We start from the raw sequence: 26,310 nt of genomic DNA, 5'->3' as shown, positions 1-26,310 counted from the left end.
GCTATAGCTAAAGTGGCTTAGGTTTACTTACAATTTGAAAAACAACAAATTCGTCATTCCGCTACTCGTTAGCGCTGCGGCGGTATGATGTAGGGAAACCTTTCTTGGGTTAGCTATATCAATAGCATTGCTTTAAAAAGAGTGCCCATATTTTCAGTCAACCTTAGGAATTCACTAAAGATCCTATTCTTTTGTTCATCACTTGCGCTTTTCATTAAAGCCTGGGTTCTTTCTTTTATGCCAAAAAGATATAAAAATTCCCTTTGAGTTAAAATCTCACAATCTACATGCTTTAATGAATCTCTTAACGCTTGAAAGTTCACAAGTGCGGTAATATCACTATTACCAACATTCTCAAGAAAATTAGCATACTTATGTTGTTTTATCGATTGCAAAGTGCTCTTATATGCGGGGTATACATAACCGTAATCTACAATCAAAGCAGCTCCTTTATTATTATATATCTTCTTCTCAAGTTTTTTTAATATTTCAACCCCAACTGAACATATTTCCACCACTGCACCATTAAAAAATTTTCCATTTGTCATCTGAGTAGCTGACACTGGAATCCATGATTCTTTTTTTCTGGATTCCAGTGTCACGCACTGGCATGACACCAAGAGACTGCCATCATCTTGTTTTGTCACCATATTTTCATACCACCCCTCATCATGATATACAAACTGATCTATCGGAAGAGCGTCAAAGAACTCATTTGCTAAAAAAATGGTTGGTTGTTCTGGTAGGTTGTCAATATTTTTGTGCCAATTAACATCTAAGCTTTTTAATTTTTCCTTTTGTATCTTCCGTAAAGTAGGGCTTATTTCAACTAAGTGGATCAACATTGAATTAAAAAAGCTGCTGTATTTTTTAGTGACTCTTATTATATCGTGAATGAGTGTTCCTTTGCCTGGCCCAAGTTCAACTAGAGAAAATTTTGATGGCTTTCCTAATTTTTCCCATGTATGCATTATCCAAACTGCAATTACTTCACCAAATAATTGGCTGATCTCAGGTGCGGTAGTAAAATCACCATCCTTACCAAGCGGTAATTTACTTGTATAATAGCCGTATTTTTCATGGTACAAAACGGCATTCATGAAATCACTGATGGATATTGATCCTTGACTTTTGTCAATTAATTCGTGTATATAAGTGAGCATGTTATTAATAAATGTTTAACTATAGCGTGCCATAATATAAAATAGTAGAGTATTTATATATATAGTATAAACTTAAGTTTGTGAGTAATAGTGCTTCAGTTATGGACGACAAAAACACCGATTATGTTGCCCTTATACCTCAAGATGATAGTATTGAATACAAATTTGAAGAAGCTGTCAATTTTATAGAAAACAAGGTTATAAATGCTGATGGACTAACTTTAGCGGAAGTGTTTCAAGTGCTAGTTCAAATGCTAGATGGTGATCTAGCATTGGTAAAAAAAGTACTAGCATGTGCTAATATTATGGCAAAGCATGGAATGAAGGTAGCAAAAGAGTCGCAATTAAGCAGAGCTGATGTTCGCCGAGCTTTGGAAGGTAGAGAAAGTGTTGTCAATAGACAAGATTTTATAAAGAAACCACCTCTTCCACCTGCTATAAAATCGACCAAAAAGAAAAGTAGAGGTCTTTAATGGCCGAATCTATAAAAAAATTTACTGTACAATGTGACTTCAAAGGGCAAAGTTCACCTTTTGCAATATACATAGGAAATCCAAAAAGTGATGCTCATCCAATTCATCATCAAGATTCCTGGCTTGTAAAAGAACGTGGAGGGAATATTCCTAATAAAGTAAAAGAAAGTCTACAAAAATTATATAAACTATCTCAAGAAAATGGAGTCTCTTTCTCAGAGTTATGCGCGTATGCCATTACTGTGGTTAGTAATAATGATAAAAAAAGTGACGACAAGGAGTAAGATAGTTTAATCCCTCAATATTTCATTTATAGAGATTTTCGATCTCGTCTTTTCATCCACTTTTTTTACTATGACTGCACAATAGGTTGAAATATTATTTTTAGATGGAATAGACCCTGGTACCACTACAGAATAAGGTGGCACTTCGCCGTAAAATACCTTGCTATAGTACTTCCCAAAGTAAATGATAAAGGTATAATAAGCTATTTGAGTTATAATGGCGTATAGTGTGGATTTAAGGGAAAGGGCAGTATCGATGATAGAAAAAGGGAAGTCAAAGGTTGAGGTGGCAGAGCTTTTGGAGATAGGAATAGCAACTCTGTACCGCTGGTTAAGAAAGAAAGCCGCTGGTGAAAGCCTAAGGCCATCGAAAAACGGCAGCTTTATTCGAAAAATAGACCCAAAAATACTCGAAGAATATGTTAAAAAGAATCCAGATCATACGCTGGCAGAGATGAAACAAAATCTTGGATTTGGAATAAATTCAATTTGGTATAGGCTGAAACAGCTAAGAATTACTTTAAAAAAAAGTTACACTATATCAAGAGCGCAATCAAGAAGATAGGCAGCGATTTACCGATAAAATCTCAAAAATAGACCATTCCAGCATCTTATATATAGATGAAGCAGGAGTTGATAATAGGTTATACCGAGAGTATGGACGTGCTCCAATAGGAAAGAAAATTTATGCAGATATTCCAGGAAGAAAACGAGAGAGAATCAGTATAATAGGCGGGTGGATTGGAAAGAGATTTATTGCACCAATGACTTTCAAAGGTGGGTGTGACAAAGAGGTATTCAATACATGGTTAGAGAAGATGTTATTACCTAAATTGCCACATGGTACTACAATAGTTATGGACAATGCCACATTCCATAAAACTCCCAAAACAAAGGAGTTAATAGATAATGCTAGATGCCGTTTGCTCTATCTACCAACATATTCACCAGATTTGAACCCTATAGAGCATTGTTGGAATACCATCAAAAGCCGCCTCAGACCTTTAATGCATAAATATACAGACTTACAACTTTTGGTTGGTAATACCATAATGGAAATTTATCATTCATTTTAGAAAATACTATAGTTTCTCTATCAATAATCTTTGTTGATGCCCCAATAAACACGCCTATGCCAAGGACTGATCCTTCTCTCACTACCACACCCTCGGCCACTTCGCTACGTGCTCCAATAAAGCAATTATCTTCTATAATGACAGGTGAAGCTTGAATAGGCTCAAGAACTCCACCTATTCCCACTCCACCGGAAATATGACAGTTTTTTCCTATTTGCGCACAGCTACCAATCGTTGACCAGGTATCTATCATTGTTCCTGAATCAACATATGCACCAACGTTGATAAAACTTGGCATTAGAACAACATTTGTACCTATATAAGCAGATCGGCGGACAAAACACCCAGGAACTGCTCTAATTTTTAACTGGCGAAATTTCTCCTCATTCCATTCACTAAATTTGTTACCGATCTTGTCAAACCAGCAATTGGTATTGTCTATTATTTTGTTTTCTTCAGTGAGAAAATGTAATAATATTGCTTGCTTTATCCACTTATGTACTACCCATTCTCCACTTGATAGCTTTTCTGCTACTCTAATTTTGCCACTATCAAGGAGCTCAATTACCTCTTTAATTGCTATTCTTGCTGTTTTCTTTAGATTACAGTCATTAAATTTTTCTCTATTTTTCCAAATATCTTCTATCTCACTCTGTGCTTTTTTTAGTTGCAAACCTTCCATTTGTTATATATATATTGATATTAAATTTGTAGCTCGTATCATTTGGGCTTGTTACTACTTTATACGTAAGTACTATGAAAATACAATGTTATAATTGTACTAAGACTTATTTAGTATCTCACGAGCAAATAGGTGCATCTGGAAGAAAGGTAAAATGTACGAACTGCAATCACATATGGTATGAATATCTAGAAGAAGTGTCAAACAAACAGCACTCTGCTAATATACAGGAAAAAAAAGTTAGTGGAAGGAATTTTTTACAAAATCTAGCATTTACCACTCTAGCTTTTGCAACAGCTACAGGGTTATGCGTCGTAATTGCTAACGGCATCTTTCCTAGAGAGATGAACAAAGCATACAAAACGATCAGTTTATACAAGGATTCAATAAGCTATAAATTAGGGTACAAAAAAGAACAAACAGAAAGTCCAAATGTAAAAAAACTTGCTGTAAATAAGTTTTATCAAGACTACCTTTTTTTATCTAATTTAAGATCTAGTTAAATAGGCATACCGATATCGGTCTCTAGCTACTCAGATGGTGCTTAGGGTGACAGAGTTTTAAAAATAAGTTATTTTTTAGCAAAAAAGGCAGCTCATGAGTATTAAAATTGCACCTTCTATACTTTCAGCAGATTTTGCAAAATTAGGGGAAGAAGTAAGAAAAATTAGCGATTTAGGTGTGGATTACATACACATAGACGTTATGGATGGGAATTTCGTTCCAAATATTACAATTGGTCCTAGCGTTGTTTCTGCAATACGTAAATATAGCAATCTTCCTTTTGATGTGCATTTAATGGTCAAATCTCCTGGTAACCACATTGAAAGCTTTATAAATGCTGGTGCTGATATTATCACTGTACATGCAGAAGCAGAGATACACCTTGAGAGGTTGATAAGAAAGATAAAGTCATACAAAAATGTAAACGATGCAAAAAAACCGATTCAAGCTGGAGTCTCAATTGTTCCTTCAACTTCCCCAAGTGTGCTTGAATATATAATACATGAGCTAGATATTGTGCTGATTATGACAGTCAACCCTGGCTTTGGAGGGCAGGAATTTATTCATTCACAGTTGAACAAGATATCTACTATAAAAAAAATGATACAAGAGCGTAACCTTAAAACACAAATTTCAGTAGATGGTGGAATTAACTTTTCTAACGCAGCTGATATAATAAAAGCAGGTGCAGATATTTTAGTTGCGGGATCGGCGATATTCAAGGCTGAAGATATTAAGAAGGCCGTAAACGATCTTAAAAATCTATTGTTGTGACCCTATATAGCTAAAGTGGCTTAGGTTTACCTACAATTTGAAAAACAACAAATTCGTCATTCCGCTACTCGTTAGCGGAATCTATGCTGAGATACCGCGGCGGTATGACGTAGAAAAACCTTTCTTGGGTTGTATCCGTTCAGCTAAGCGGTGTGAGAGATGATAGATAAGAGGTTTTGGAAAGCCCATTTGTTTCCATGTCAAGTATAATGAAATTATCCGTTCAAGTTCCCCACTTCGATTGGGTAAAATATGAATTTTTGCGATAAACGACATAATGCCGTATCTGCTGTTCAGCATGGTTGTTTGTCAGCGGAATGTTTTCTGGGTCATCTAAAAAATTCCACATTATTCTTTCAGATTTCAAAATATTTTTTGCAACTCGAGAAGCTCCAATTGCTTCAGGTAAACGGCTTCAAGTAATACCTTGTACGTTTTTGCAACTTTCTGGCACGTCTGGTAAATCTAAAAACATCTATCTCATTTTTTAGCAAGGCCTTTTTTAGTGCAAATAATTCAGTGGCTACGTTTCTTAAGTAACAGCCCAGAACTTTAACTTCAACTATGTGCTAATCTTTCAAAATCTCTTGATAAATGTGCCCAACAGATTTGCCTGTTCTTATCGGCAAAGTAGTTGTATGCTGCGTACCTGTCGTAAGCTATTGCGATTGCAGAACTTACTATTTTGTAAAACCTTCATTCCTCTTGACTCTGTCAATTTTATAAAACTTGCTGTATTACTGGCAAACATCCAGCACCAACCAAGTTTACCTTTGTTATAATGGCTCGTTTCATCGATATGCAGAACTTCACTTTTACTTACTTCTTGCTCGATTTGCTCATATGCTTCTTGGCATTTTTCTGCAACTCTAGCCTCGCTATTTGACACGCTACCAACACTGATGTCCAGGTTGAAAATATTTTTTATAATATTTGCTACTTCTCTTTTCGAGTTCTTGTAAAATCCGCTCAGCGCCGCAATTGTTGACTTAACTTTTGGACCAAATGTATCCGCAGTAACACCTTCTGGTAGCCTGCTACTTTTTCTTTTTCCACACTTGCAACAGCGGCCATTGGTATTCCACAACATAAGCTGGCAAATCAACTTTTTGATGAATGTATGGCTCTTTCGATATCGCAATTTCTCCTCCGCACTCGCAAGAACTCTATTTTCACCACTTCATCTGCTTCCATTTTGGGGCGATACTTTCCTTCATGCCCAATCTGTGCCCCTATTTTCCTGTCACTTTTTTTCTTTTTCTTCTTTAGCTTGTATAACTCTTTTGAGCTCGGTATCGATGAATTTTGTGAATTCAGACCTAGTCTTTCTTTCAATTCAGCATTTTCGATTCTTAGCGCCTTATTCTCAGATCTAAAATTTTCGTTTTCTATCTCTAACCTCTTTATCTCTGCTTTTAGTTGCTCTATCTCTATTTTAAAGCTTTCACAGAGCTTGAGAAGACTAGCTAGTAGATCAGACATATTTACCACAAATACTACTTGTGATATTATGTTTTTAGCACTCCTTGTCTACTTTTTATTTTACCGCTCCGCTGAACGGATACCTTTTTTTTACTGTTTGAGTATGTAAGGATTATGACGACCTATCCCAAACCTCAACTATATCCTCACTAAACTCTATTATCTTTGTTTTTTTAAACTGATAACAGTTGTTAATGAATTGAATCCCTAAATCTCCTACAAAAGGAGTGGCATCATTGCCTAAAATTTTACCACTGCGGCATATTATCAACCTGTCGATTAAATTACACTTTAATAGTTCTGTGATTAACACTCCTCCACCTTCAACTAATAATCTTGTTATACCAATTTCTGAAACAAGTTTTAATGCCATGTCCTTTAGGCAAACCTTACCTGCGTTGCTTGAATTAACTACTAAGTAGTTAATGTTTTTTATTTTTTTCTCTACTTCTTTATTTGTGATGACCCAAGTTATTACTTTGTCTGCAGTCTTTGCAATGTTATGCTCTTCCTTTAATCTCCCTTGGCTATCTATAATTAGCCTTATTGGCGATCTACTTCCAAGTCCTGGTAATCTGCAAGTTAAGAGTGGATCATCATTAATAAGAGTATTGCTGCCAATCATAATTGCATCATATTTCGTTCTGAGCTCATGCACCCAGTTTCTCGTATTTTCACTTGTTATCCATTTGCTATCGCCTGTAAATGTTGCGATTTTTCCGTCAAGAGTTGTTGCGACTTTGCAAGCTATAAATGGTCTATGTAATTCTTTAGTGGTGAAAAAACCGACATTCAGTTCTTTTGCCTCTTTTTGCATAATACCTTGCTCAACTTCAATTCCTGCTTCTTTCAGAGCTTTCATGCCTCTGCCTGAAACTCTACTATCTGGGTCAATAGTTGCAATTACTACTCTTTTTATGCTAGCTTTTATGATTTTTGCAGTGCAAGGCCCCGTGACTCCGTGATGACAACATGGCTCAAGAGTGATATATATAGTTGCGCCATGAGTTGAATCTTTAGCGTTTTGCAAAGCGACTACCTCCGCATGCGGACGCCCACCAATCCCTGTGTATCCCTCACTAACAATTGTACCATCCTTTACAATAACACACCCGACAGCAGGATTTGGTGCAACATTTCCAAGATTTTTTTCTGCAAGCCTTAATGCAATTGACATGAAATGATCATCATTCATTAGAAAGAAGTCATTTCGTATGAGGTATCAAAAATTCTTCTGTGCTCGTGTATAGCAAATCTATCTGTCATACCTGAGATATAGTCACATATTATTACTGAACGCTGAGATTCACAAGCGAGTTTGCTCCACTCTGTGGGAAGTAATCCTGGGTTTTCATAAAAACATTGAAAGAGTTCCTGTATTATGCGTTTTGCTTTGTTCATCGTTCTACTCAGTTTATAGCTTCTGTATATTTTCTCCATGTTGAATCTTTTCATTTCTTTTGTAGCATTCGCAACTTCTGGTGAAAATGTGACTAGCATTTTATTTAGACTTCTTACGTCTTCTACGCTTTTTATTTTGTGATCTTCAATATTTCTTTCAGTCTGAGAAACAACATCACTTATCATAGTTCCTATAGTTCCACTCAGTGATTCATGTATGAGTTTGCTCTGAGGCAATTCTGAATATCTGCTCCTTATGTCTTTAAACATTTTTTCAATTAAAGGAACATTCAGCAAATCTTCGATGGTTACTAAATTCGCCCTGAGTGCATCATCAAGATCGTGAACACTGTAAGCAATATCATCGGCAATTGAAGCAACTTGCGCTTCAATGCTTGAAAATTCTTCAAGTTTTAGATCATATTTTTTGTTGTATTCTAATAACAGCTGATTACTTGTAGAAGACTCCGCGTTTTGACCAAGCAAGGGACCGTTATGTTTTGCAACTCCTTCAATCACCTCCCAACTTAGATTCATACCATCAAAATCAGCATGTTTTTGTTCAAGATAAGTTAAAATCCTTATAGCTTGAACATTATGATCAAACTCATACTTCTCATTATCAAGATTCAAATCTTGAACTGATTTCTTTAGAGCATCTTCACCTGCATGACCAAATGGAGGATGACCAAGATCATGTGCGAGCGCTATGCATTCAGTGATATCCTCATTTAAGCCAAGTCTACGCGCAATGGACCTTGCAATTTGTGCAACTTCAAGGCTATGAGTAAGCCGAGTGCGATAGTAGTCGTGCTCATAATTGATAAAAACTTGTGTTTTGTACTCCAATTTTCTAAACGCATTAGAGTGAATGATACGGTCCCTATCACGCTGAAAGCAGCTGCGATTCTCATCTTCTGGCTCTTTGAAGTATCTCCCTTTTGTTTTGCTTGGAAAACATGCATAATTTAATAGAAAATTATTGTTTGACATGTAAAATTTCTACTATAATAAGTTATCAATAATAAACGGTGGTTACTATGTCAACAAATTACAACATCAACTTAACTGATAATGCACTAAAAAAAATCCACTCTCTTGCAGAGCAGGAAGGGGATAAGAGTTCCATTTTACGGGTTGCAGTTTCAGGTGGTGGATGTTCTGGCTTCAAATACAATTTTCTTATGGATCAAATGAATAAAAATCTATCTTTGGATGATGAAGACGATGATTACGATGATGAGTTTGATGACGAAGACGAAGATGATGACTATGAAGAAAGTGAGGACTATAGAAGCCACTCCAGTTTTAGCGAAAAAGGTAAAGATATAGTAATTAATGATGAAAATGGAAACCCTGTATTAATGGTTGATAATTGTTCAGCAAAATTTTTAAATAACTCAGTTATAGATTATACTGAGGATCTCAGTGGTTCTGGTTTTCAAATAAAGAATGCCTTTGCTAAGTCTCAATGTGGTTGTGGTAACAGTTTTTCGGTTTAATTATTACTAAAACTTAGATGCCTTCTGGATCTTTTAAACATGGGTGGTAATGTAGCACTAGAACTAACTTCCGTAGATAAAAGCTTCAAGAACAATTCTGCTGTTGTAAAGGATATCAACTTAAGTGTCACAAGAGGGCAAGTAGTAGCGCTGATTGGCGATTCAGGTGCAGGGAAAACAACTATATTGCAAATCGCAGGCTTGTTGGACAAGCCAACTTCAGGTATAGTTACGATAGATGGAATAAATTGCGCACAAGCCAGTAATAAGCATAAAACTCATGTAAGAAGAAATTTTCTTAGTTTTGTTTATCAATTTCACTATTTGTTACAAGAGTTATCGGTGTTGGAAAATATTATGCTTCCTCAACTCATTGCAGGAAAAAGCAAAGCTGAAGCAAAAAAAAATTCGCAAGCAATGTTGGAAAAATTTGGTCTGGAAAACAAAGCAAGTAGCATGGTATCTGAAGTTTCGGGTGGGGAAAGGCAGAGAGTTGCAATTGCAAGAAGCATTGTAAATTCTCCAAAGCTTTTACTTGCAGATGAGCCAACAGGAAACTTAGATCCAACAAATTCTTTTAACGTGTTTTTACTGCTACATTCATACGTAAAGGAAAATAACAGCTCTATGCTTATAGTAACACACAATCATCTCCTTGCAGAAAAGGCAGACTGCATTTTCCAATTGAGAGATCGATCATTAGTGAAGTTGTGAATAGGAAAAATAGCACAATTTCTATGCCTTATACTTATCTAACCAATGATCATTAACAGAGTACAACTCGCATGAAATGCTTTCATTGCTTTTTATACACGGACTTTTTAACTTACGCTGTTTACTTAGGGAACACCCCGATAACATAAACACAGCTAAAACAAAAAATAATAGCTTTTTAAACATAACAAAACCTTTTCATTTATATTACTACACTCATTTCTCTTGTTTGTAAAGATTAGGCATATTCTTTTACCCTTACCTCTTTTTTGACCTTTTGAAAAGAAATAGTTGCACTATTCAAGCGCAGTTTTATATAATTGTCCACGATTTGAGTCACTTCCTCTTCTTTATCCTTTAGAAAGTGATTAGTATCATCTATTATATGGTATTTCATGTGATCACTTCTTACTGAATTTATCAACCTTTTTGCTAATTCTGTTACATCGCTTTCTTCTGAGATTGTATCATTACTGCTTTGTATTATAAGCCCAGAAACTGGACAGGGAGAAAGAAAAGAAAAATCGTACTTAGTTACCGGAAGAGAAAGAGCAATAAAACCCACTATCTCAGGGCGGCGCATTGTTAGCTGCATAGCCACCCATGCTCCAAAAGAAAAACCAGCGATCCAAATTGGAACATTGCTAGGATTATGTTCCTGAAGCCAATCAATGGCTACCGCAGCGTCAGTTAATTCTCCTATACCCTTATCAAAAGTTCCGGTAGATTTTCCCACACCACGAAAGTTAATCTTCAATGCAGAAAAATTGTTATCGATAAAAGACGTATATGTACTATGTACAATTTTACTATCCATATTACCACCATATTGAGGATGATGATGTAAAACCAGCACAACCGGCGCGTTGGCATCTTTGCTTTGGTGGTATTCACCTTCTATCTTTCTTGTTGGATTATTCAAAAAAACTTCAACCATGGTAACCCCTAATAAGAACCCGCTTGACAGGTATTAATGACGTGAGTTATTAATTATGTATTAATTTCGCTGTTTTTGCAATAAATTTTTTATCGTGTTAAAGCTAACGTACATAGTTATGGCTATAGTTGATGGTAAACTTATTTAAGTGACAGATGAGTCCATTCTCTTTAGAAAATAGTGGTTGCGTATATGCTGATTACAATGCAACTGCTCCAATTAGTGAAAATGTAAAAAAAAGTATATTTGAGGTCTTGTTAAAACAAACGCTCAATCCATCATCACTACATAAAAGAGGACAAGAAGCGAGGAAGATTCTTCAGGATGCAAGAGATAACGTACGTGGTGCTATTGGCGTCTCAAGTGATAAAGAAATAGTTTTTACGTCTGGTGCAACTGAAGCGAATAACCTTGTTATGAGAGGAATAGCAGGCTACCTGCATATAATTTCAGCTATAGAGCATCCTTCAATTCTTAATTCTGCATGTAATCCATATATAATACCTGTTAATCAGGAGGGCATTGTTGACTTTTTAGAGCTAGAAAAAATTCTAAGCGAACTTAAAGGAAACAAAGCAATAGTTTCAGTTATGATGGCAAATAACGAAACCGGAGTTATTCAACCTATTGAGGAAATAGCTAAAATAGTACACAAGTTTGGAGCAATTTGCCACACTGACACTGCTCAAAGTGTTGGGAAAATTAAAGTTAATATGGAAGATCTAGGAGTGGATTTACTCACTTTATCCGCCCATAAATTTGGCGGTGTAGCAGGCAGTGGAGTTTTAATATTCAATAAAGAACTTGCGATAGAACCTATTATAATAGGTGGTGGACAAGAGAAGGGATTTCGTGGTGGTACGGAAAATATTGTTGCGATTGCAGGCCTTTCTGCTGCACTGCAAAATATTCCAGACCTTCTATCAAAAATGGATGAAGTAAAGGAGCTACGTGATCAATTAGAGTGTGAATTATTAAATCTTGCCAGTGACATAAGAATCTTCGGTAAAAACTCTAAGAGGCTGCCAAACACAAGTTTTATTTATATGCCAGGAGTAAAGAGTGATGTGCAGCTTATGCATTTTGACTTGAATCATATTGCAGTTAGTAATGGCTCCGCATGTTCTTCTGGAAAAGTTGAGCCTTCCCATGTTTTGCTTGCAATGGGGGCAACAAAAGAGCAAGCAGAGTGTTCAATTAGAATCAGTATAGGTCCAGAAACTAAACCACAAGACATAAAAAAAATAGTGGATTGTTGGTATAATATCTACAAGCAGAACACCTTGGTATAGATAATACGTGGTATCATGCAGGCACTGGCCGAGCATTAGATGTAAAAAATTACTTTACAACCCCGCGGTATCTCTAGATCCCGCTAACAAGCAGCGGGATGACGGTTGTTAGGCTAGCTGTCATCCAAGTAGCTGACACTGGTTCCTTTATGACGGCAGTGCCCCTATGGTGTCATTCCAGTGCCCTGACTACTTGGATCTAGCAAGCTTTGCTTGCAAATAAGTCTAATACGTGTCGCGTTTTATGCCAAAACACAATTGGAGTTATATGCAAAATAGATCCCAGACTGGGATGACAAAAAAAGAGCACTGGAATGACACCATTTGCTGTGCAATTTACCTTCAAAAATGAATGTTCGTACAGCTATGGATTCATTCGCGGTATCTCACCATAGATCCCGCTGACAAGCAGCGGTATGACGGTTATCAGTAAACATGAATTACTTTAGCTATGCAATCAGGCTTCCTAAAAACACTTTGTAGCCAATCAATTCTTGAGTATAAAAAAAATTCCTTTAATAATAAGGTATGCTAATCAGGAATTTAATAAAACAAGCAACTCAAGTAGGAAGCAGTGAAAATGCAATACGGTATGTCGAATATCTCTATCAATTTGAGAAGTTCAGGAACACATTAAACCTCACTTTATCACTAATAAAGCAAAACAGGCTCTCATTTGAAATATACCAAGAGGGATTAGTGGATATGGAAGAGGGAGTGTGTAAGACAATCAGGTCTTCCGGTGTAAATAGATATGTTATTGTGCTAAGAAGGTCAAACCCATATATTATAGTGCATGAACTTTCACATATGGTTGAAAATGAACTGAACTTAAGTTTAGAACAGGAATTTCTCCATAAAGTTTATCAAGATATTGAGCAGAACCTAAAGCAAGCAAATATTCTTGTGCAGAAAATTATCGGCCAAGTTATATTTAAGGAGATACAGGCTTATCAAACTGCAAAATCACGTGCATCTGAATTATTTGCACGCTATTTTGAGCTATTTGCTTGGGCGCAGGAGGTTTACCCTAAAGATAAAGAATACTTAATCCGCACTCAAGACTTAAACAAAGTGTTCCTTGCTACTGGCCAATGGAAAAAGAGCTACCTTGATTCACAAATGATGGAGAGAATAGATAAGGAAATCAAGGAATACAGCAATAAAACTGCCACTAAAGACGTAACCAAAGTGCAAAGCAGTTGGACTAATAAATTTTCTCCTGGGGGCAAAAAAATTAGCTCTATATTTGGAGATGATGATTAGCTTATAGTGCAGGCCAGACGTCATACCGCCGCGAATCGTCATACCGCGATTCATTCCACAACTGTACGAACGTTGTAGTTTGGGAGCAATTCCTACCAGTGGGGTGTCATCCCAGTGCCCAGACACTGGGATCCAGGAATTTTATTAAGTTGGTAAGCATAAAAATAGCCATTTTATGTAAAAATACAACATTTTGATGATTATGAAAAAGCTGGATCCCAGTGTCAAGCACTGGGATAACATCATAGAGGCACTGGAATGACACCTTCCTAGTGGAAATTGCTCTCAAATCACAACGTTCGTACAGTTGTGGATTCATTCGCGGTATAGATCCCGCTAACAAGCAGCGGGATGACGGTTGTCGGTAAATCTTTTAGCTGTAGAAGTTAACTTTGCAGTTAACTTCTACAGCGTTTCAAGATATAGTTTTGATAATAAAGTGCTCGAATATACATGAAAACCATTTTAGCTGTTGAAACAAGCTGCGACGAAACTGCAGTAGCGATTGTAAATAGTGACAAGCAAGTCCTTGCTCACGAAATTCTCTCCCAAGCAGAACACAAAAAACGTGGTGGGGTGATCCCTGAAATAGCTTCACGTGCTCATATGAAGCATTTAAGTGGTCTAATAAAAAGCGCCGTGGAAAAATCTAACCTTAACTTTTGTGACCTCAATGCAATTGCAGCAACATCAGGACCAGGACTCATAGGTGGATTAATAGTTGGTACAATGATGGCTAAAGCAATTGCGCATGTAGCACAAAAACCGTTCATTGCAGTGAATCACTTAGAAGCGCATGCATTGGTTATTAGGTTACTGCATGAGGTAAAATTTCCATTTTTAGTCCTACTAATATCAGGTGGTCACTGTCAATTTTTAATTGCACAGGATGTAGGTAAATACATTAAACTTGGAGAAACGCTCGATGATTCACTAGGAGAAGCATTTGATAAAGTTGCTAAGATGCTGGGTTTAAGCTACCCAGGAGGCCCATTAATTGAAAAGTTGGCTAAAAAAGGCAATGGCACAAGATTCAAACTGCCAAGGGCAATGATAAAACGTTCTGGATGTAACTTTTCGTTTTCTGGGATTAAAACAGCAGTAAAAAACTTAGTACAAGAACTTAAAATGAGCGAGCAAGATGTGTGTGATGTATGTGCTTCGTTTCAAGAGTGTATTAGTGACATACTGCTGGACAGGGTTAGTAATGCGATTATTATGGCCGAATCTTTAAATATCAAAATCAATGACTTTGTGATTACCGGCGGAGTTGCAGCAAATAATTTCTTGAGAGAAAAATTAAAACAACACATAAACTTAAACATATTTTTTCCTCCCAACAACCTATGTACAGATAATGCAATAATGGTTGGATGGGCAGGAATTGAAATGTTACAGAAAAGCTATATAGATTCTCTCAATTTTGCACCAAGACCTAAGTGGGAGTTAGAGAGTTATTAAAAGCTCTCAATTCTGAATTATAGCTAAAGTGACTTAGGTTCTCTAATTGCACATAAGTCAACAATAATTTTCACACAAATCAAAACAGCATATCTTCTCCATAATCCTTGGTAATTTTACATAAGTTAAAAGTAGCATATGGTTCTCTCCGCGGTCTGAGATGACAATAAATTTGTCAAGCCGCATTATACTTGTTAGGCGGAAGTGGACGGCAACATATTTACCACGAAGTCTAACTAAGTTCTTGCTTGTCCCTTCCATCGGCATTGCTATCTTTATTTTCAATAAAATTATTGTCCTATGCTCTTTTGATGTTTATTGATAATAAAATTCTGTTTTATCAACCAACATCCTATGCATAATTACAGCTAATTTTCTTGCTACTGCTACAATTGCTTTTTTCATTCCTTTTTTCTTCGCAACCCCAGTTTTTTAATTTAAATGTCCTCTTGGTAACTGTAAGCATTGTTTGTGCAGCTTCATATAACATACTTCTACATTCCGCTGGTCCCATCTTTGATATGCTGCCATGCCGATCAACTTCTCCAGAAGAATATTGCCTTGGTGTCAACCCTATATATGCTCCAACTGTATCAGATTTCTCAAACCTATGTGGGTTATCAATTGCAGCTTTATACGTCATTGCTACTATAATCCCCACTCCTGGAACAGCAGTTAACAATTTACAATCATCGTCTTTTTCACCTTGTTCTGAAAGCATTTTGTCAAGCTTTCTTAATGACTTTTCTATTGCTTCCAAACTACAAACTAACGCTTCAATTGAACTCCTACTGATTTCATCCAAATTATTTATTGCCTCTTGTATTCTTAAAGCGAAAGTTTCAAATTTTGATCCTTTATCGACCATGTATCTTCAACAACCCTCTTATTGTTCCAATAACCTGCTGTTTGCTACACATTAGCTGTCTTCTGCTTCCAAGCGCTATTTTAATTTGACAACTGATTTTACTAACACTTCTCATCATCTGCGCTATACCCCTCGCATCGTTTTTATCATTCTTATTGATTCTTGCAGACAACGCTGCTGCCATATGCCTTGCATCTACACAAATTACTGGTAATCCAAAACTCCTTAACTCTTTGCACATTGATATTGACAACTATCCACTTTCTATTCCTATGGGTTCGTATTTTTTGCCTTGGCTAATCTGCTATTGCCTTACTTTCGCTTGCAACAACTTCTTCCTTAACAACTTTTCCTTTCTCATCAACGATACTTATAAAAGTTTCTTTTAATGAGATCGCTATAATATTTCATGACCTACTGTAAAAGTTTAAATTATTTTTGAAGAACCAATTCATTGAATTTGTTACTTCGTGCTAAAATAATGGAGTATGTCTCTCCATCATTCAATAGCAATTACAGTATGTTTAGCTATAATTTGAAAAACAAAAATTCGTCATTCCGCTACTAGTTAGCGGGATCTAGAGGTACCGCGGCGGCATGACGTAGGATTGCTGTCATCCCGCTGCTTGTTAGTGGCTAAGAGATACTGTGAATAAATCACGGTATGACGGTTAAGTATCCCGCTACGTGTTAGCGGCTGAGATAACGCGAATAAATCGCGGGATGACGTGTTGCTTGGGTCAGCTATAGAAGCAAAACTCATCATTTTGAAAGAGGAGGAGATTTTTCCGGACCCTCAGCAGGGATTGATTTTGGATCTGATAATTCTGTATTTACCTTGATTGGCTCTAATGGAGTTTTCTGCTCTTCCGGTTTATCATCTGGAATTGGAACAGGCCAATCCATAATGTTTTGCGGTATAACTTCTGCTTCTTTAGCTTCTTTTTGACCTGTTGAAGATGATGCATCAACTCCTGCATTTTTGGTAACTTCTTGTTTTAGTTGTTTATTTTCTTCTTGCAGTTGCTTTAAATTTTTCTTTAACTCGTCAATCTCTCTTATTTTTTGTTTTAATTGTTCAGATATAGTTAGTTTGTCTCTAGTCAATTTTTTGTTTTCTTGTCTTAACCCACTAGCTGTTCTGCTTGAGTTGTTGTTTACAGCTTGTATACCTTGGTCTTGCTGCTGCATGCTTGTTCCTCTACTTTCATATTCAACTTCAGTTTGAGTTGATGTAGCTGCCTGACCTTTTTCCTGCTGTAATATGTTCTGCAGTTGCTCTAGACTCTCTTTGACAGATGCCAGCTCTTCCTGTGTACACGTTAACATCCCTTCCTTTTCCTTAAGTTGATATTGAAGTTTTTCTATTTCCCTCTTCGTATTTTCTTCGCTTAGCTCATCTGCAAGTGATCTTCCAGGTTCAAGTTGTCGAATTTCCCTCTCTAAATCTTCCTTTTCTCTCTGTAATTCATTTAATTCTTTAGACAATTGGCTCGCCGTTTCAGCCAATGTATTGTTTTCCTTTTTTGTTTCCATTAACTGTTCTGCCAACTGCTTTTTATGATCATCCTTTAAACCTTCCACTATTTTCTTCAGGTCATTCTCCAAATTTGCATTCTTTTCCTTTAGTACAGTTAAATTAGCTTCACTTTGCTTCAATTTTCTCTGTAATTCTTTATTTGCCTCATTTGTTTCACCTTCCTTATCTTTCAACTGATCATTTAAGTTCTTTATTACATCATTTTTATCCTGTAGTTCTTCCTCTTGTTCCTTTATTCTTTGACCTCTTTCAAATATCGCTCGCTGTTGTTCATTGACTTTATCTCTCAAGGAGTCACGTTCTAATCTTAGATCCTCAAGCTGCTTTGCCTGCACTGCAAAATATTTAGCAAATGTTTCTTTTTCTTCCTCTAATTCCTCAACTTCATCTTTTAATCCTTCTTGCTCATACTCTTCTTCATCACCAGACATATCATCCTCAAATATTTCATCTTCATCACTAAATTCACTGCTGGTGGATATAGAACTTCTACGTGAAGAAGGTGTGCTAGGAGAGGAATACCCACTGCTGCTTGGTGTAGGTGACTGTGGTGATATATGTAGATCTTTTGTAAATATTTCCTCTGCTGGTACTTGCTGATCGTCTACACTCTTGGATATGCCAGTAAAAGCTTGATACAGAGTTTTTCCGTTGATAAAAACTTCTTTATTTTGTCCAACTAACTTTAATACTTCTTCTGAACTCGTTATTCCTCCAAATTTTGGCTCACCAATAACACTCTGTATACCACCAGAATCCAATTTTACGGTCATGCTACAGTCTATGCTGTTACCTTCAGAATCCTTAGCCTGCCAATTAATGGTCATTTCACATGAGCTTGAACCAGTAAAATCATAGTGCCTTTCGCTGCCTTTTTTGGTTGCAGTTATTTGACTATCTTTCCCTAAAGATATGTTATAAACCTTACCTTCACTGCTAGCTCTTAAAATATTGCTAATTTCTATTGGTTTTTCTTCATTTTCAAATCTAATTTTGAAGTCATCATCTTTTGTTGAATACGCTAAGAAATTTTGATTTGGTAAAGATGCTTCAAATTCTCTATGTGTTTCATTTATTGATTGCTCAAATTTTTGGAACTCCTTTTCCCACTTTAAATTTATCTGTCCTGTAATGTTCTCATCTTTGCGTAAAGGGCCAATAAAATACCAGATTAAATTTTTTTCCTCCAATTGTTTTATAGTCTCTTGAAAGCTGCTACAAGATTCAATCACATCTAAAATATCCTTTTTCTGCTGTTCATCTACATCTAAACTTTGACTTTCAGCTATAAATACATTTTCGTTCTCCCATGGCATAATTTTACATTTTTAGAAAATATACTATAATACTAACAATTTTAATTAAAAAATCAACTAATTATGTGGGTAAATAAAGAAGAAATTTGAACACTTGTCCATTATGTTATATAGTAGTTACTCCTTAAGCAGTGCAGTATGGACAATACCATTATAAGAAAATACGATATTAGAGGTATAATAGGCAAAGACTTGCAGATTAATGATGGGTACGAGATAGGTAGAAAGTTTGGCCAAACCGTAGTTAGTGTTTGTGTCGGCTACGACAGCAGAATAGATTCACCAGGTATAGAAAGAGAATTAATTAGGGGCTTAACTTTATCCGGTGCAAATGTTATACGCGTTGGACTATGCTCTTCACCTATGCTTTACGCTGCAACACAAATCACACAGGCGGATCTTGGTATCATAATAACTGCCTCTCATAACCCCAGCGAATATAATGGCTTTAAATTTTTTAGTAATAAAAAAGTCTTCTCAGATCAAGAAATGAAGGAAATTATAAGCAGTCCAATTAAAAACAGCACAAGAATTGGAAGCTTAATTAACATAAATATATATAGTGAGTACATTAGCATATTGAAAAGTGCAGTGAAGAATAATACTACACAGAAATTAAAAATAGCCTGGGATTGTGGAAATAGTCCAGCAAGTGGAATTATAAGGTATATTGAAAAGATCTTGCCTGGTCATACGCACATCGTAACCAATAACTCTATAGATGGGGCATTTCCACTGCATGATCCAGATCCCATAGAGGAAAAAAATCTTGCTCAATTAATTGACATTGTGAAGGAATATGGATGTGATCTTGGCATTGCGCTAGATGGCGATAGCGATAGGGTGCGCTTAATTGATAATAAAGGCAACGTTGTTTCCAATGACCATTTATTTATAATTTTTGCACGTGAAGTGTTGGAGGAATATCCAGAAAGCAAAGTTATTGCTAACGTAAAAATGAGTATGAAAGTGCATGATTTTGTTAGCAAGTTAGGAGGGCAAGTTATCACCTGTGCTACTGGACATTCACTAGTTAAGAAGAAGATGGTAGAGGAAGAGGCAAAGTTTGCTGGTGAATTAAGCGGGCACTTCTTCTTTTCTGAGCTAAGTTTTGATGATGGGCTATATTCTGCTGTTAAAGCAGTTGACATTTTGCTTAAGAAAAACCAAAGCCTATCTCAGGTGATTGAGGATTTACCGAAGTTATATATCACTCATGAAGTGAAGATTGTAGTGAAAGATGAGAAAAAGTTTCAAATAATTGAGTCAATAAAGAAAACACTGGAGCAGCAAAATATTGTATTTTCAGATCTTGATGGTGTTAAGGTAACCGATAATAAAGGTTGGTGGCTTCTTAGGGTATCAAATACGCAAAACTGCATTACAGCAAGATGCGAAGGAGAGACTTTAGAGGGTTTTGAACTTACTAAAAAGGTTTTGTTCCATTACATTGATGAAGCAAGGTCTTTAAATTGTAGCTACTCACAGAAATAAATTTGATTTATAAAATTGACATGAAAGTATAAAGATAAATAGGCTAAATGTACTTATCATCTGGTCAGGCTGCAGCATTATTTCGTGTAACCGTTTGCGGGTCCACTTAATTCTGCAATTCTTTGATCTCACTCATGGAGAGGCCAGTAAACTTAACAATAGTGGTGACATCAACATTATTAGCTAGCATTGTTTTTGCAACTTCAATTTTTCCTTCCTTTTTAGCATCATCAAGTTTTTGTTCAAGAACAGCCCGTTCATCACGAATACGTTTTATTTCCTGTTCGTAGGCAATAAATTCTTTCTCTGACCAGTTGAATCTATTTAGTTCTTCATATGCCTTTTTAATTATTACATCACTACCTATTATCTTTTCCAATTCTTCTTCGCTAGTTTCATCTGCATATTTAAAATAATAGATCCATTTTTCAACTATACTCTCCAATTGGTCTTCTTTAGTTTTAGGAAATTTTGGTAACTCAATAAATGTAAAATAAAAATCTTTTAAATCATGTTCATAGCTATCTTTGTCTAACATTACATGATCTGACTTATACTCAGATTTATTAGGAAAGAGAATACAATCAGCAATAGCTATAAAAATGATTTCTTTAAGATCCTGATATTGATCACCTTTATCAGCTTGCCTTGAATAAGCTTTAGCAGCGTAATATTGAGCGCGTTTTTCAAAGCCTTTAGTTTTGGCAACTTGCATTTCGACTATTACTTGCACCCCATTTTCATCCCTGCAAAGAACATCAACGATACTTTGTTTTTTAGAGCCAATTTCAGCATCTTGAATAGTGCTGAGGAATTCTATTTCTTTTATTTCATCTTTGCCAGTGAACCCCAAAATATCATTGAGAAAGTGAATGAGGATGTCTTTATTTTTTTCAGTACCAAAAATACGCCGGAACGCAACATCATTCTTGGGGTCGAGAAATTTAGAAAGAGCCATAAAAAAATTTTTAAATGTATCTTTATATTATATATTCTTATTGATAATAATTCAATAATTTGTCATCTTTTTTGTTAACTTTACTGATGTTGCCAGAAGGAACGTTGTTGCCAAATTTTGTAAAATTTATTATCCTAAGGTTTCAAGTTCTCACAGGTTTATTGGAGCTATATGTACAATGTGTTTATCACTGAAAATCCGGAGAAAATGATGGGGGAAAAGTTAATACATTACTTTAGCCAGGGTAAATGCGAAGGCAATGCAGAAATGAAAAATCTGCTGGGAGGAAAGGGGGCAAATTTAGCAGAAATGTGCAATGTTGGCATTCCTGTTCCACCTGGTTTCACAATTTCCACCTCTGCTTGCAAAGTCTATTATCAAGACAATAGATCTTCTGTTATCCAAGTAGCTGACTACTCGGATCCAGAAAAAAATGTGGTCACGCACTGGAATGACATATGTAGTGGAATTAAAAACTACATGACGATGCTCGAAAATGACATCGGTTGTAAATTTGGGGATTTAAATAATCCCTTATTAGTTTCAATACGCTCTGGTAGTGTTAGTTCAATGCCGGGCATGCTTGATACTATTTTAAATGTTGGTCTAAATGATGAAACCGTTGTTGGGCTTGCAAAAAAAAGTGGCGAACGTTTTGCTTACGATAGCTACTGCCGTTTCATCATGATGTACTCCAATGTTGTACTACAGCTTGATCATCACCTATTTCAAGATGTTGTTGATAATAAGCAGCAAAAGAGTGGAGCAAAAAGCTTAGCTGATCTTGATGTTGATGTTTTAAAAGAAATTGTTAACAATTTCAAAAGGATAGTACATGAAAAAATAGGAAAACATTTTCCGCAGAACGTTGAAAAGCAATTGCTCAGCTCAGTGAATGCAGTATTTGCTTCTTGGAAAAATGATAGGGCTGTTTCCTATAGAAAAATACATAATATTCCTGAAAACCTTGGAACAGCGGTCAACGTGCAAGCAATGGTTTTTGGTAATTTAAATGATAATTCTGCAACTGGTGTGATATTTACACGAAATCCTTCAACTGGAGAAAAAAAATACTTTGGTGAATTTCTGATTAATGCTCAGGGTGAGGATGTGGTTTCTGGTGTTTATACTCCTATGCCAATTGACGGAGAGCAAAAAAACACCATGGAGAAGTTGCTGCCAAGTGTCTACCGAGAATTATGTGTGGTATGTGAAAAACTTGAAAGGCATTATAAAGACATGCAGGATATCGAATTTACTGTACAGGACGGTAAATTATGGATTTTGCAGACTAGGTCTGGCAAGCGCACGGCTGAAGCTGCTATTCGCATAATAGTTGATATGGTAAACGAAGGAACGATTACAAAAGAAGAAGGAATATTGAGAATTGATCCAAAAACCTTTGACAATTTATTGCATCCAGTTCTTGACGTTGAGAGTGACCAAAAAGTAATAGGGAAGGGGCTACCTGCTTCTCCAGGTGTTGCTTCTGGATATGTAGTGTTTAGTGCAAGTGATGCTGAAAAAGCTGCAGAGCAGGGTAAAAAAGTGATTTTAGTAAGGTCAGAAACGAGTCCTGAAGATATTAATGGAATGAATGCTGCAAGCGGCATAGTAACAGCACGGGGAGGGATGACCTCGCATGCTGCTGTTGTAACCCGTGGAATGGGTAAGCCATGCATTTGCAGTGTAAGTGGACTTTATATCGATAAAGATGGAATTTTCTTTTCTGTAGGGGATACAAAAGTAAATAAAGGTGAACCAATTACCATCAACGGAGGAACAGGGGAGGTTATGCTTGGCATTCTTCCTACAATTTCGCCTGAATTATCGCAAGAATTCAAAACGATAATCAACTGGATAGATGAAATCAAAACGATCAAAGTGAGAGCGAACGCTGATACTCCAAAAGATGCAAAAATTGCAAAAGAATTCGGTGCAGAAGGTATAGGCTTATGTCGCACAGAACATATGTTTTTCGCTAGTGATAGAATCGAATTCATTCAAAAATTGATAATAGCTGACGATGAAAATGAAAGGGCAAATGCGCTCATTAAACTAGAAGAAATGCAAAAGTCTGATTTCAAAGAAATATTTTCTATTATGGAGGGCAAGGAAGTCACTATACGGTTGCTTGATCCACCTTTGCATGAATTTTTACCCAATGATCAGTCTACTATAGAAAAAATTGCCAAATCACTTAGTAAGTCAGTTGAGTCAGTAAAAAATAAAATAGCACAGTTATCAGAAAAGAACCCAATGCTTGGCCATCGAGGTTGTAGACTTGCTATTTCTCATCCTGAAATATATAGCATGCAGATTAGGGCAATACTTAGTGCTGCAAGTGAATTAAAGAAAGAAAAGAAGATAGAAGTGGAACCTGAAATCATGATTCCTTTTATCATGAGTGAGAAAGAGTTTGTTCTGATATGCGAGCTAGCAAAGAAAGAATCCTCTGTCATCTCACAGATGCAGATTCCAGCGTCACGCGCTGGAATGACATCAGACAAGGCGTACTCAATTGGAACGATGATAGAACTACCAAGAGCAGCACTGATTGCTGATAAGTTAGCAAAACATGCAGAGTTTTTTAGTTTTGGCACTAATGATTTAACGCAAACAACCATGGGACTTTCAAGAGATGATTCAGTTAATTTCCTCGATTCTTATAAGGAAAGCAACATATTTGACAATGATCCATTTGAAGTGCTGGACATCGAAGGGGTAGGGGAGTTAATCAAGATAGCCATTGAAAGAGGCAAAAAAACCCGAAAAGAAATAAAACTGGGTATATGTGGAGAGCATGGAGCAGATCCAAAATCTATAGAGTTTCTCATCGAATCAGGGGTAGATTATGTTTCATGCTCACCCTATAGAGTACCGATTGCAAAGTTAGTGGCAGCACAGTTTAGTGTTAGATCTAAATTTGCTAGGTAAGTATAGTGGCAGTGTTGGCTACTCATATGGTTTGAGCCCACCAGAGGGTGTCATTCCAGCGCGTGACGCTGGAATCTAGTTTTTATTATGACTTCTGGATCCCAGTGTCTGGGCACTGGGATGACATCCTGTTACACGTTCAACTTCATTCTCTCTCATCTCCCTATAACTTGGTAATGTAGAATTTTTTACATGCAACCCGGTATATATTGCAATCAAAGCAGCTATGACACTGCAAACTACTGCACCAGCTACAAATGGAACCATCACAGCAGCAGTAATGAATAATCCTGTAATAACAACTCCAACAACATCTTTTGTCAATGAGGTGTAAAAATCCTTTTTGCTCTCTTTATATTTAGTTTCTTGTTCATTTGGCATAGAAAATTGAGAATTTGTGAAGACATTTTTATTATTATCACAATCTGATATAGTAGTTTTGCCGGTATTTGTTTCTATTGTTAATACAGGCGTTTCATTTTCGTTACTATGACCTGGCTGATCATTAACACTACTTGACACAGGTTGGTTAGCATTTGCTTCTGTTACTATAGGAGGTGCTGGTACTATATTTTCTTCTACATTGGATGTTTCTGGTGTAATAAAATTTAATAGTATCTGAGTAATTTCTTCAACTTGTGTAGTTTGTTCTTTATCCATGGCCACCTTTAAAGCCTTTTGCATGTTTTCATCATTTACATGACCTAACAATAATTTAACTCCCTGGACATACTTTTGAGTAACAGCACAGAGCAAAGCGTTAAATTTTTCTTCTTCATTAAACTTACCACTATCCAGGAGTATTCTTACAACATCAGCTTGCTTAGTCGTTATAGCTTCGCTCAATCCAGCTTTTACATGTTTGAATTGACCAGTATTGCCTTCAGTTTTCAACTCTGTGAGTAATTTAATAATGTGTAGAAATATAGCACGATCATTGGTGTTGTCTGTAATATTAGGTCCCTTTGAATTAACAATATGCCCAAGTAAAGTATAATGATATTTATTTGTTTTTTTTATGTTTATCCTATTTTCTTTGAGCTTCTCACTAAACTCCTCAGCAGTTATATTAGGATTGTTAGTTACAATTTCCTTTATCTTTTCATAAGTCATGTCAAATTTTACCACTATTACTATCTAATTTATTATAGCAACTTTCCCAAAACCAGTCAAGGCATATTGCAGTTTCAAGCAGCATGATATATCATGATACATATTGAATATAGTTCTTAAAGCAAATGATGGAAGATTTAGCCTATAAATTAGTTAAAGTGACCGAAGCTGCAGCACTTGCTGCATATAAACTAGCAGGCTTCGGCGATGAAAAAAAGGCTGATCAGGTTGCAGTTGATGCAATGCGTACAGTATTAAATTCAATGGAAATAAATGGTACTATCGTAATTGGTGAAGGTGAGAGAGATGAAGCGCCGATGCTATATATTGGCGAGAAGGTTGGCACTGGAAATGGTCCTGAAATCGACATTGCCGTTGACCCACTTGAGGGCACTACGATTTGTGCTCATTACAAACCAGGGGCAATGTCTGTTCTTGCTGCAACGAAAAAAGGTAATTTTTTACATGCACCTGATGTTTATATGGAAAAAATAGCGGTAGGAAAAAATCTTCCAGAGGGTGTAGTCTCACTAAAAAATAGCATTGAAAAGAATCTAGACAATTTAGCCAAGGCAAAAAAGTGCAAAGTGAATGATCTCGTGGTAACTGTACTTAAACGTGAAAGGCATAGTGAATTAATAGAGAAAATCAGGAAATTAGGAGCAAAAATTAAACTAATAGATGATGGTGATGTTGCGGCCATAGTTTCACTAGTAAATGGCAATCATGATATGTATATCGGTATAGGAGGAGCACCAGAGGGAGTGCTTGCGGCTGCAGCGCTAAGCTCTATCGACGGACAGATGGAGGGAAGATTAGTACTTGATACGGATCAGTTAAGAGAAAGAGCAAAAAATTTAAATATTGATGACCCAGAAAAAGTCTACGCCGTAAAAGATATGGCAAGAGGTGAATCAGTGTTCATTGCAACTGGAGTAACAAGCGGAGAACTTGTGGATGGAGTTAAATTGAATCATAATACCTATTCAACTAATTCTTTAATAATTCTGCCTAATAGGCTGATAAAGCTGCAAACAATGCAGAACTTATGTTAGCTTTTTTAGTTTCTAATT

At 36.2% G+C, this 26,310-nt stretch carries 23 protein-coding genes and 3 pseudogenes; 14 read left to right on the top strand and 12 right to left on the bottom strand.

What is annotated here, in order from left to right:
* Positions 1 to 113: 113 nt before the first annotated feature.
* Positions 114 to 1,163 (bottom strand): class I SAM-dependent methyltransferase, encoded by a 1,050-nt coding sequence (locus AAGD62_RS04965; RefSeq protein WP_007549412.1) that lies wholly within the window; start codon positions 1,161 to 1,163, stop codon positions 114 to 116.
* 101 nt (positions 1,164 to 1,264) lie between these two features.
* On the opposite strand from AAGD62_RS04965, the gene AAGD62_RS04960 reads away from it, so the two are divergent.
* Positions 1,265 to 1,636, top strand: coding sequence for a hypothetical protein (locus AAGD62_RS04960; RefSeq protein WP_155969527.1), 372 nt, complete (start codon positions 1,265 to 1,267; stop codon positions 1,634 to 1,636).
* Positions 1,636 to 1,920, top strand: coding sequence for a DUF2610 domain-containing protein (locus AAGD62_RS04955; RefSeq protein WP_010962783.1), 285 nt, complete (start codon positions 1,636 to 1,638; stop codon positions 1,918 to 1,920). The genes AAGD62_RS04960 and AAGD62_RS04955 overlap by 1 nt, the downstream gene beginning before the upstream one ends.
* Positions 1,921 to 1,926: 6 nt before the next feature.
* On the opposite strand, the pseudogene dapD reads toward AAGD62_RS04955, so the two are convergent.
* Positions 1,927 to 2,082, bottom strand: a pseudogene (gene dapD, locus AAGD62_RS04950) (2,3,4,5-tetrahydropyridine-2,6-dicarboxylate N-succinyltransferase); the annotation flags it as partial.
* Positions 2,083 to 2,137: 55 nt separating this feature from the next.
* Between dapD and AAGD62_RS04945 the strand changes: the two are divergent.
* Entirely contained in the window at positions 2,138 to 2,485 is a 348-nt protein-coding gene (locus AAGD62_RS04945; RefSeq protein WP_155968342.1) for an IS630 transposase-related protein, read from the top strand.
* A gap of 19 nt (positions 2,486 to 2,504) precedes the next feature.
* A complete protein-coding gene (locus tag AAGD62_RS04940) occupies positions 2,505 to 2,996 on the top strand; it encodes an IS630 family transposase (protein WP_155968340.1) in 492 nt (163 codons plus the stop codon).
* A 16-nt stretch (positions 2,997 to 3,012) separates the two neighbouring features.
* Here AAGD62_RS04940 and AAGD62_RS04935 read toward each other — a convergent pair.
* A pseudogene (locus AAGD62_RS04935) lies at positions 3,013 to 3,678 on the bottom strand (2,3,4,5-tetrahydropyridine-2,6-dicarboxylate N-succinyltransferase); the annotation flags it as partial.
* Positions 3,679 to 3,752: 74 nt separating this feature from the next.
* On the opposite strand from AAGD62_RS04935, the gene AAGD62_RS04930 reads away from it, so the two are divergent.
* Complete coding sequence (locus AAGD62_RS04930; protein ID WP_155968292.1) at positions 3,753 to 4,181, top strand: MJ0042-type zinc finger domain-containing protein; 429 nt, start codon at positions 3,753 to 3,755, stop codon at positions 4,179 to 4,181.
* 94 nt (positions 4,182 to 4,275) lie between these two features.
* The gene (rpe, locus tag AAGD62_RS04925; protein WP_155968294.1) at positions 4,276 to 4,956 is read left to right on the top strand and encodes a ribulose-phosphate 3-epimerase; all 681 of its coding nucleotides are present in this window, start codon (positions 4,276 to 4,278) and stop codon (positions 4,954 to 4,956) included.
* A gap of 143 nt (positions 4,957 to 5,099) precedes the next feature.
* Here the strand turns inward: rpe and tnpC are convergent.
* From tnpC to AAGD62_RS04910, 3 genes and pseudogenes are all read right to left on the bottom strand, one after another.
* Positions 5,100 to 6,438, bottom strand: a pseudogene (tnpC, locus tag AAGD62_RS04920) (IS66 family transposase).
* A 112-nt stretch (positions 6,439 to 6,550) separates the two neighbouring features.
* Positions 6,551 to 7,633, bottom strand: a complete 1,083-nt coding sequence (ribD, locus tag AAGD62_RS04915; RefSeq protein ID WP_155968296.1) for a bifunctional diaminohydroxyphosphoribosylaminopyrimidine deaminase/5-amino-6-(5-phosphoribosylamino)uracil reductase RibD — start codon at positions 7,631 to 7,633, stop codon at positions 6,551 to 6,553.
* A complete protein-coding gene (locus AAGD62_RS04910) occupies positions 7,633 to 8,832 on the bottom strand; it encodes a deoxyguanosinetriphosphate triphosphohydrolase (RefSeq protein ID WP_065106726.1) in 1,200 nt (399 codons plus the stop codon). Before AAGD62_RS04910 ends, ribD begins: the two co-directional genes overlap by 1 nt.
* Positions 8,833 to 8,879: 47 nt before the next feature.
* Here AAGD62_RS04910 and AAGD62_RS04905 point away from each other — a divergent pair, with 47 nt between their 5' ends.
* Both AAGD62_RS04905 and AAGD62_RS04900 read left to right on the top strand, forming a co-directional pair.
* The gene (locus AAGD62_RS04905) at positions 8,880 to 9,341 is read left to right on the top strand and encodes a HesB/IscA family protein (RefSeq protein WP_010081891.1); all 462 of its coding nucleotides are present in this window, start codon (positions 8,880 to 8,882) and stop codon (positions 9,339 to 9,341) included.
* 39 nt (positions 9,342 to 9,380) lie between these two features.
* Positions 9,381 to 10,055: an ABC transporter ATP-binding protein gene (locus AAGD62_RS04900; protein WP_155968298.1), complete on the top strand. Its 675-nt coding sequence runs from the start codon at positions 9,381 to 9,383 to the stop codon at positions 10,053 to 10,055.
* Between the two features lie 238 nt (positions 10,056 to 10,293).
* Here AAGD62_RS04900 and AAGD62_RS04890 read toward each other — a convergent pair whose 3' ends face one another.
* Positions 10,294 to 10,992: an alpha/beta hydrolase gene (locus AAGD62_RS04890; RefSeq protein ID WP_155968300.1), complete on the bottom strand. Its 699-nt coding sequence runs from the start codon at positions 10,990 to 10,992 to the stop codon at positions 10,294 to 10,296.
* A 155-nt stretch (positions 10,993 to 11,147) separates the two neighbouring features.
* Between AAGD62_RS04890 and AAGD62_RS04885 the strand changes: the two genes are divergently transcribed.
* From AAGD62_RS04885 to tsaD, 3 genes are all read left to right on the top strand, one after another.
* Positions 11,148 to 12,284 carry a cysteine desulfurase family protein gene (locus AAGD62_RS04885; RefSeq protein ID WP_155968302.1) on the top strand — a complete coding sequence of 379 codons (1,137 nt, stop codon included), beginning with the start codon at positions 11,148 to 11,150 and terminating at the stop codon, positions 12,282 to 12,284.
* A gap of 528 nt (positions 12,285 to 12,812) precedes the next feature.
* Positions 12,813 to 13,550, top strand: coding sequence for a hypothetical protein (locus AAGD62_RS04880; RefSeq protein WP_213863589.1), 738 nt, complete (start codon positions 12,813 to 12,815; stop codon positions 13,548 to 13,550).
* Positions 13,551 to 14,003: 453 nt separating this feature from the next.
* Entirely contained in the window at positions 14,004 to 15,011 is a 1,008-nt protein-coding gene (tsaD, locus tag AAGD62_RS04875; RefSeq protein ID WP_155968306.1) for a tRNA (adenosine(37)-N6)-threonylcarbamoyltransferase complex transferase subunit TsaD, read from the top strand.
* A gap of 352 nt (positions 15,012 to 15,363) precedes the next feature.
* Here the strand turns inward: tsaD and AAGD62_RS04870 are convergent, their stop codons facing one another.
* From AAGD62_RS04870 to AAGD62_RS04860, 3 genes are all read right to left on the bottom strand, one after another.
* Complete coding sequence (locus AAGD62_RS04870; RefSeq protein WP_155968308.1) at positions 15,364 to 15,879, bottom strand: transposase; 516 nt, start codon at positions 15,877 to 15,879, stop codon at positions 15,364 to 15,366.
* On the bottom strand, positions 15,869 to 16,120 hold the full coding sequence (locus AAGD62_RS04865; protein WP_010081945.1) for a hypothetical protein: 252 nt from the start codon (positions 16,118 to 16,120) through the stop codon (positions 15,869 to 15,871). Before AAGD62_RS04865 ends, AAGD62_RS04870 begins: the two co-directional genes overlap by 11 nt.
* 521 nt (positions 16,121 to 16,641) lie before the next feature.
* Complete coding sequence (locus tag AAGD62_RS04860; RefSeq protein WP_231115860.1) at positions 16,642 to 18,735, bottom strand: hypothetical protein; 2,094 nt, start codon at positions 18,733 to 18,735, stop codon at positions 16,642 to 16,644.
* Positions 18,736 to 18,873: 138 nt separating this feature from the next.
* On the opposite strand from AAGD62_RS04860, the gene AAGD62_RS04855 reads away from it, so the two are divergent.
* The gene (locus AAGD62_RS04855) at positions 18,874 to 20,229 is read left to right on the top strand and encodes a phosphomannomutase/phosphoglucomutase (RefSeq protein WP_155968310.1); all 1,356 of its coding nucleotides are present in this window, start codon (positions 18,874 to 18,876) and stop codon (positions 20,227 to 20,229) included.
* 106 nt (positions 20,230 to 20,335) lie between these two features.
* On the opposite strand, the gene AAGD62_RS04850 is transcribed toward AAGD62_RS04855, so the two are convergent.
* On the bottom strand, positions 20,336 to 21,187 hold the full coding sequence (locus AAGD62_RS04850; RefSeq protein WP_155968312.1) for an Rpn family recombination-promoting nuclease/putative transposase: 852 nt from the start codon (positions 21,185 to 21,187) through the stop codon (positions 20,336 to 20,338).
* Positions 21,188 to 21,397: 210 nt separating this feature from the next.
* On the opposite strand from AAGD62_RS04850, the gene ppdK reads away from it, so the two are divergent.
* The gene (gene ppdK, locus AAGD62_RS04845) at positions 21,398 to 24,124 is read left to right on the top strand and encodes a pyruvate, phosphate dikinase (protein WP_196770132.1); all 2,727 of its coding nucleotides are present in this window, start codon (positions 21,398 to 21,400) and stop codon (positions 24,122 to 24,124) included.
* Positions 24,125 to 24,199: 75 nt separating this feature from the next.
* On the opposite strand, the gene AAGD62_RS04840 is transcribed toward ppdK, so the two are convergent.
* Complete coding sequence (locus tag AAGD62_RS04840; protein ID WP_155968316.1) at positions 24,200 to 25,237, bottom strand: hypothetical protein; 1,038 nt, start codon at positions 25,235 to 25,237, stop codon at positions 24,200 to 24,202.
* Between the two features lie 128 nt (positions 25,238 to 25,365).
* On the opposite strand from AAGD62_RS04840, the gene glpX reads away from it, so the two are divergent.
* The gene (gene glpX, locus AAGD62_RS04835; RefSeq protein WP_155969529.1) at positions 25,366 to 26,292 is read left to right on the top strand and encodes a class II fructose-bisphosphatase; all 927 of its coding nucleotides are present in this window, start codon (positions 25,366 to 25,368) and stop codon (positions 26,290 to 26,292) included.
* Positions 26,293 to 26,310: the final 18 nt, after the last annotated feature.

Source organism: Wolbachia endosymbiont (group A) of Eristalinus aeneus, assembly GCF_964026915.1.
Lineage (GTDB): Bacteria > Pseudomonadota > Alphaproteobacteria > Rickettsiales > Anaplasmataceae > Wolbachia > Wolbachia pipientis.
Note: the sequence above shows the minus strand (reverse complement) of the source record. Positions and strands in the feature narration are given on the sequence as shown.

Excerpts from the sequence above, each read along its gene's own strand:
- AAGD62_RS04965 (WP_007549412.1), bottom strand. The coding sequence starts at position 1,163 with ATGCTCACTTATATACACGAATTAATTGACAAAAGTCAAGGATCAATA.
- AAGD62_RS04960 (WP_155969527.1), top strand. The coding sequence starts at position 1,265 with ATGGACGACAAAAACACCGATTATGTTGCCCTTATACCTCAAGATGAT.
- AAGD62_RS04955 (WP_010962783.1), top strand. The coding sequence starts at position 1,636 with ATGGCCGAATCTATAAAAAAATTTACTGTACAATGTGACTTCAAAGGG.
- AAGD62_RS04945 (WP_155968342.1), top strand. The coding sequence starts at position 2,138 with ATGGCGTATAGTGTGGATTTAAGGGAAAGGGCAGTATCGATGATAGAA.
- AAGD62_RS04930 (WP_155968292.1), top strand. The coding sequence starts at position 3,753 with ATGAAAATACAATGTTATAATTGTACTAAGACTTATTTAGTATCTCAC.
- rpe (WP_155968294.1), top strand. The coding sequence starts at position 4,276 with ATGAGTATTAAAATTGCACCTTCTATACTTTCAGCAGATTTTGCAAAA.
- ribD (WP_155968296.1), bottom strand. The coding sequence starts at position 7,633 with ATGAATGATGATCATTTCATGTCAATTGCATTAAGGCTTGCAGAAAAA.
- AAGD62_RS04910 (WP_065106726.1), bottom strand. The coding sequence starts at position 8,832 with ATGTCAAACAATAATTTTCTATTAAATTATGCATGTTTTCCAAGCAAA.
- AAGD62_RS04905 (WP_010081891.1), top strand. The coding sequence starts at position 8,880 with ATGTCAACAAATTACAACATCAACTTAACTGATAATGCACTAAAAAAA.
- AAGD62_RS04900 (WP_155968298.1), top strand. The coding sequence starts at position 9,381 with ATGGGTGGTAATGTAGCACTAGAACTAACTTCCGTAGATAAAAGCTTC.
- AAGD62_RS04890 (WP_155968300.1), bottom strand. The coding sequence starts at position 10,992 with ATGGTTGAAGTTTTTTTGAATAATCCAACAAGAAAGATAGAAGGTGAA.
- AAGD62_RS04885 (WP_155968302.1), top strand. The coding sequence starts at position 11,148 with ATGAGTCCATTCTCTTTAGAAAATAGTGGTTGCGTATATGCTGATTAC.
- AAGD62_RS04880 (WP_213863589.1), top strand. The coding sequence starts at position 12,813 with ATGCTAATCAGGAATTTAATAAAACAAGCAACTCAAGTAGGAAGCAGT.
- tsaD (WP_155968306.1), top strand. The coding sequence starts at position 14,004 with ATGAAAACCATTTTAGCTGTTGAAACAAGCTGCGACGAAACTGCAGTA.
- AAGD62_RS04870 (WP_155968308.1), bottom strand. The coding sequence starts at position 15,879 with ATGGTCGATAAAGGATCAAAATTTGAAACTTTCGCTTTAAGAATACAA.
- AAGD62_RS04865 (WP_010081945.1), bottom strand. The coding sequence starts at position 16,120 with ATGTGCAAAGAGTTAAGGAGTTTTGGATTACCAGTAATTTGTGTAGAT.
- AAGD62_RS04860 (WP_231115860.1), bottom strand. The coding sequence starts at position 18,735 with ATGCCATGGGAGAACGAAAATGTATTTATAGCTGAAAGTCAAAGTTTA.
- AAGD62_RS04855 (WP_155968310.1), top strand. The coding sequence starts at position 18,874 with ATGGACAATACCATTATAAGAAAATACGATATTAGAGGTATAATAGGC.
- AAGD62_RS04850 (WP_155968312.1), bottom strand. The coding sequence starts at position 21,187 with ATGGCTCTTTCTAAATTTCTCGACCCCAAGAATGATGTTGCGTTCCGG.
- ppdK (WP_196770132.1), top strand. The coding sequence starts at position 21,398 with ATGGGGGAAAAGTTAATACATTACTTTAGCCAGGGTAAATGCGAAGGC.
- AAGD62_RS04840 (WP_155968316.1), bottom strand. The coding sequence starts at position 25,237 with ATGACTTATGAAAAGATAAAGGAAATTGTAACTAACAATCCTAATATA.
- glpX (WP_155969529.1), top strand. The coding sequence starts at position 25,366 with ATGGAAGATTTAGCCTATAAATTAGTTAAAGTGACCGAAGCTGCAGCA.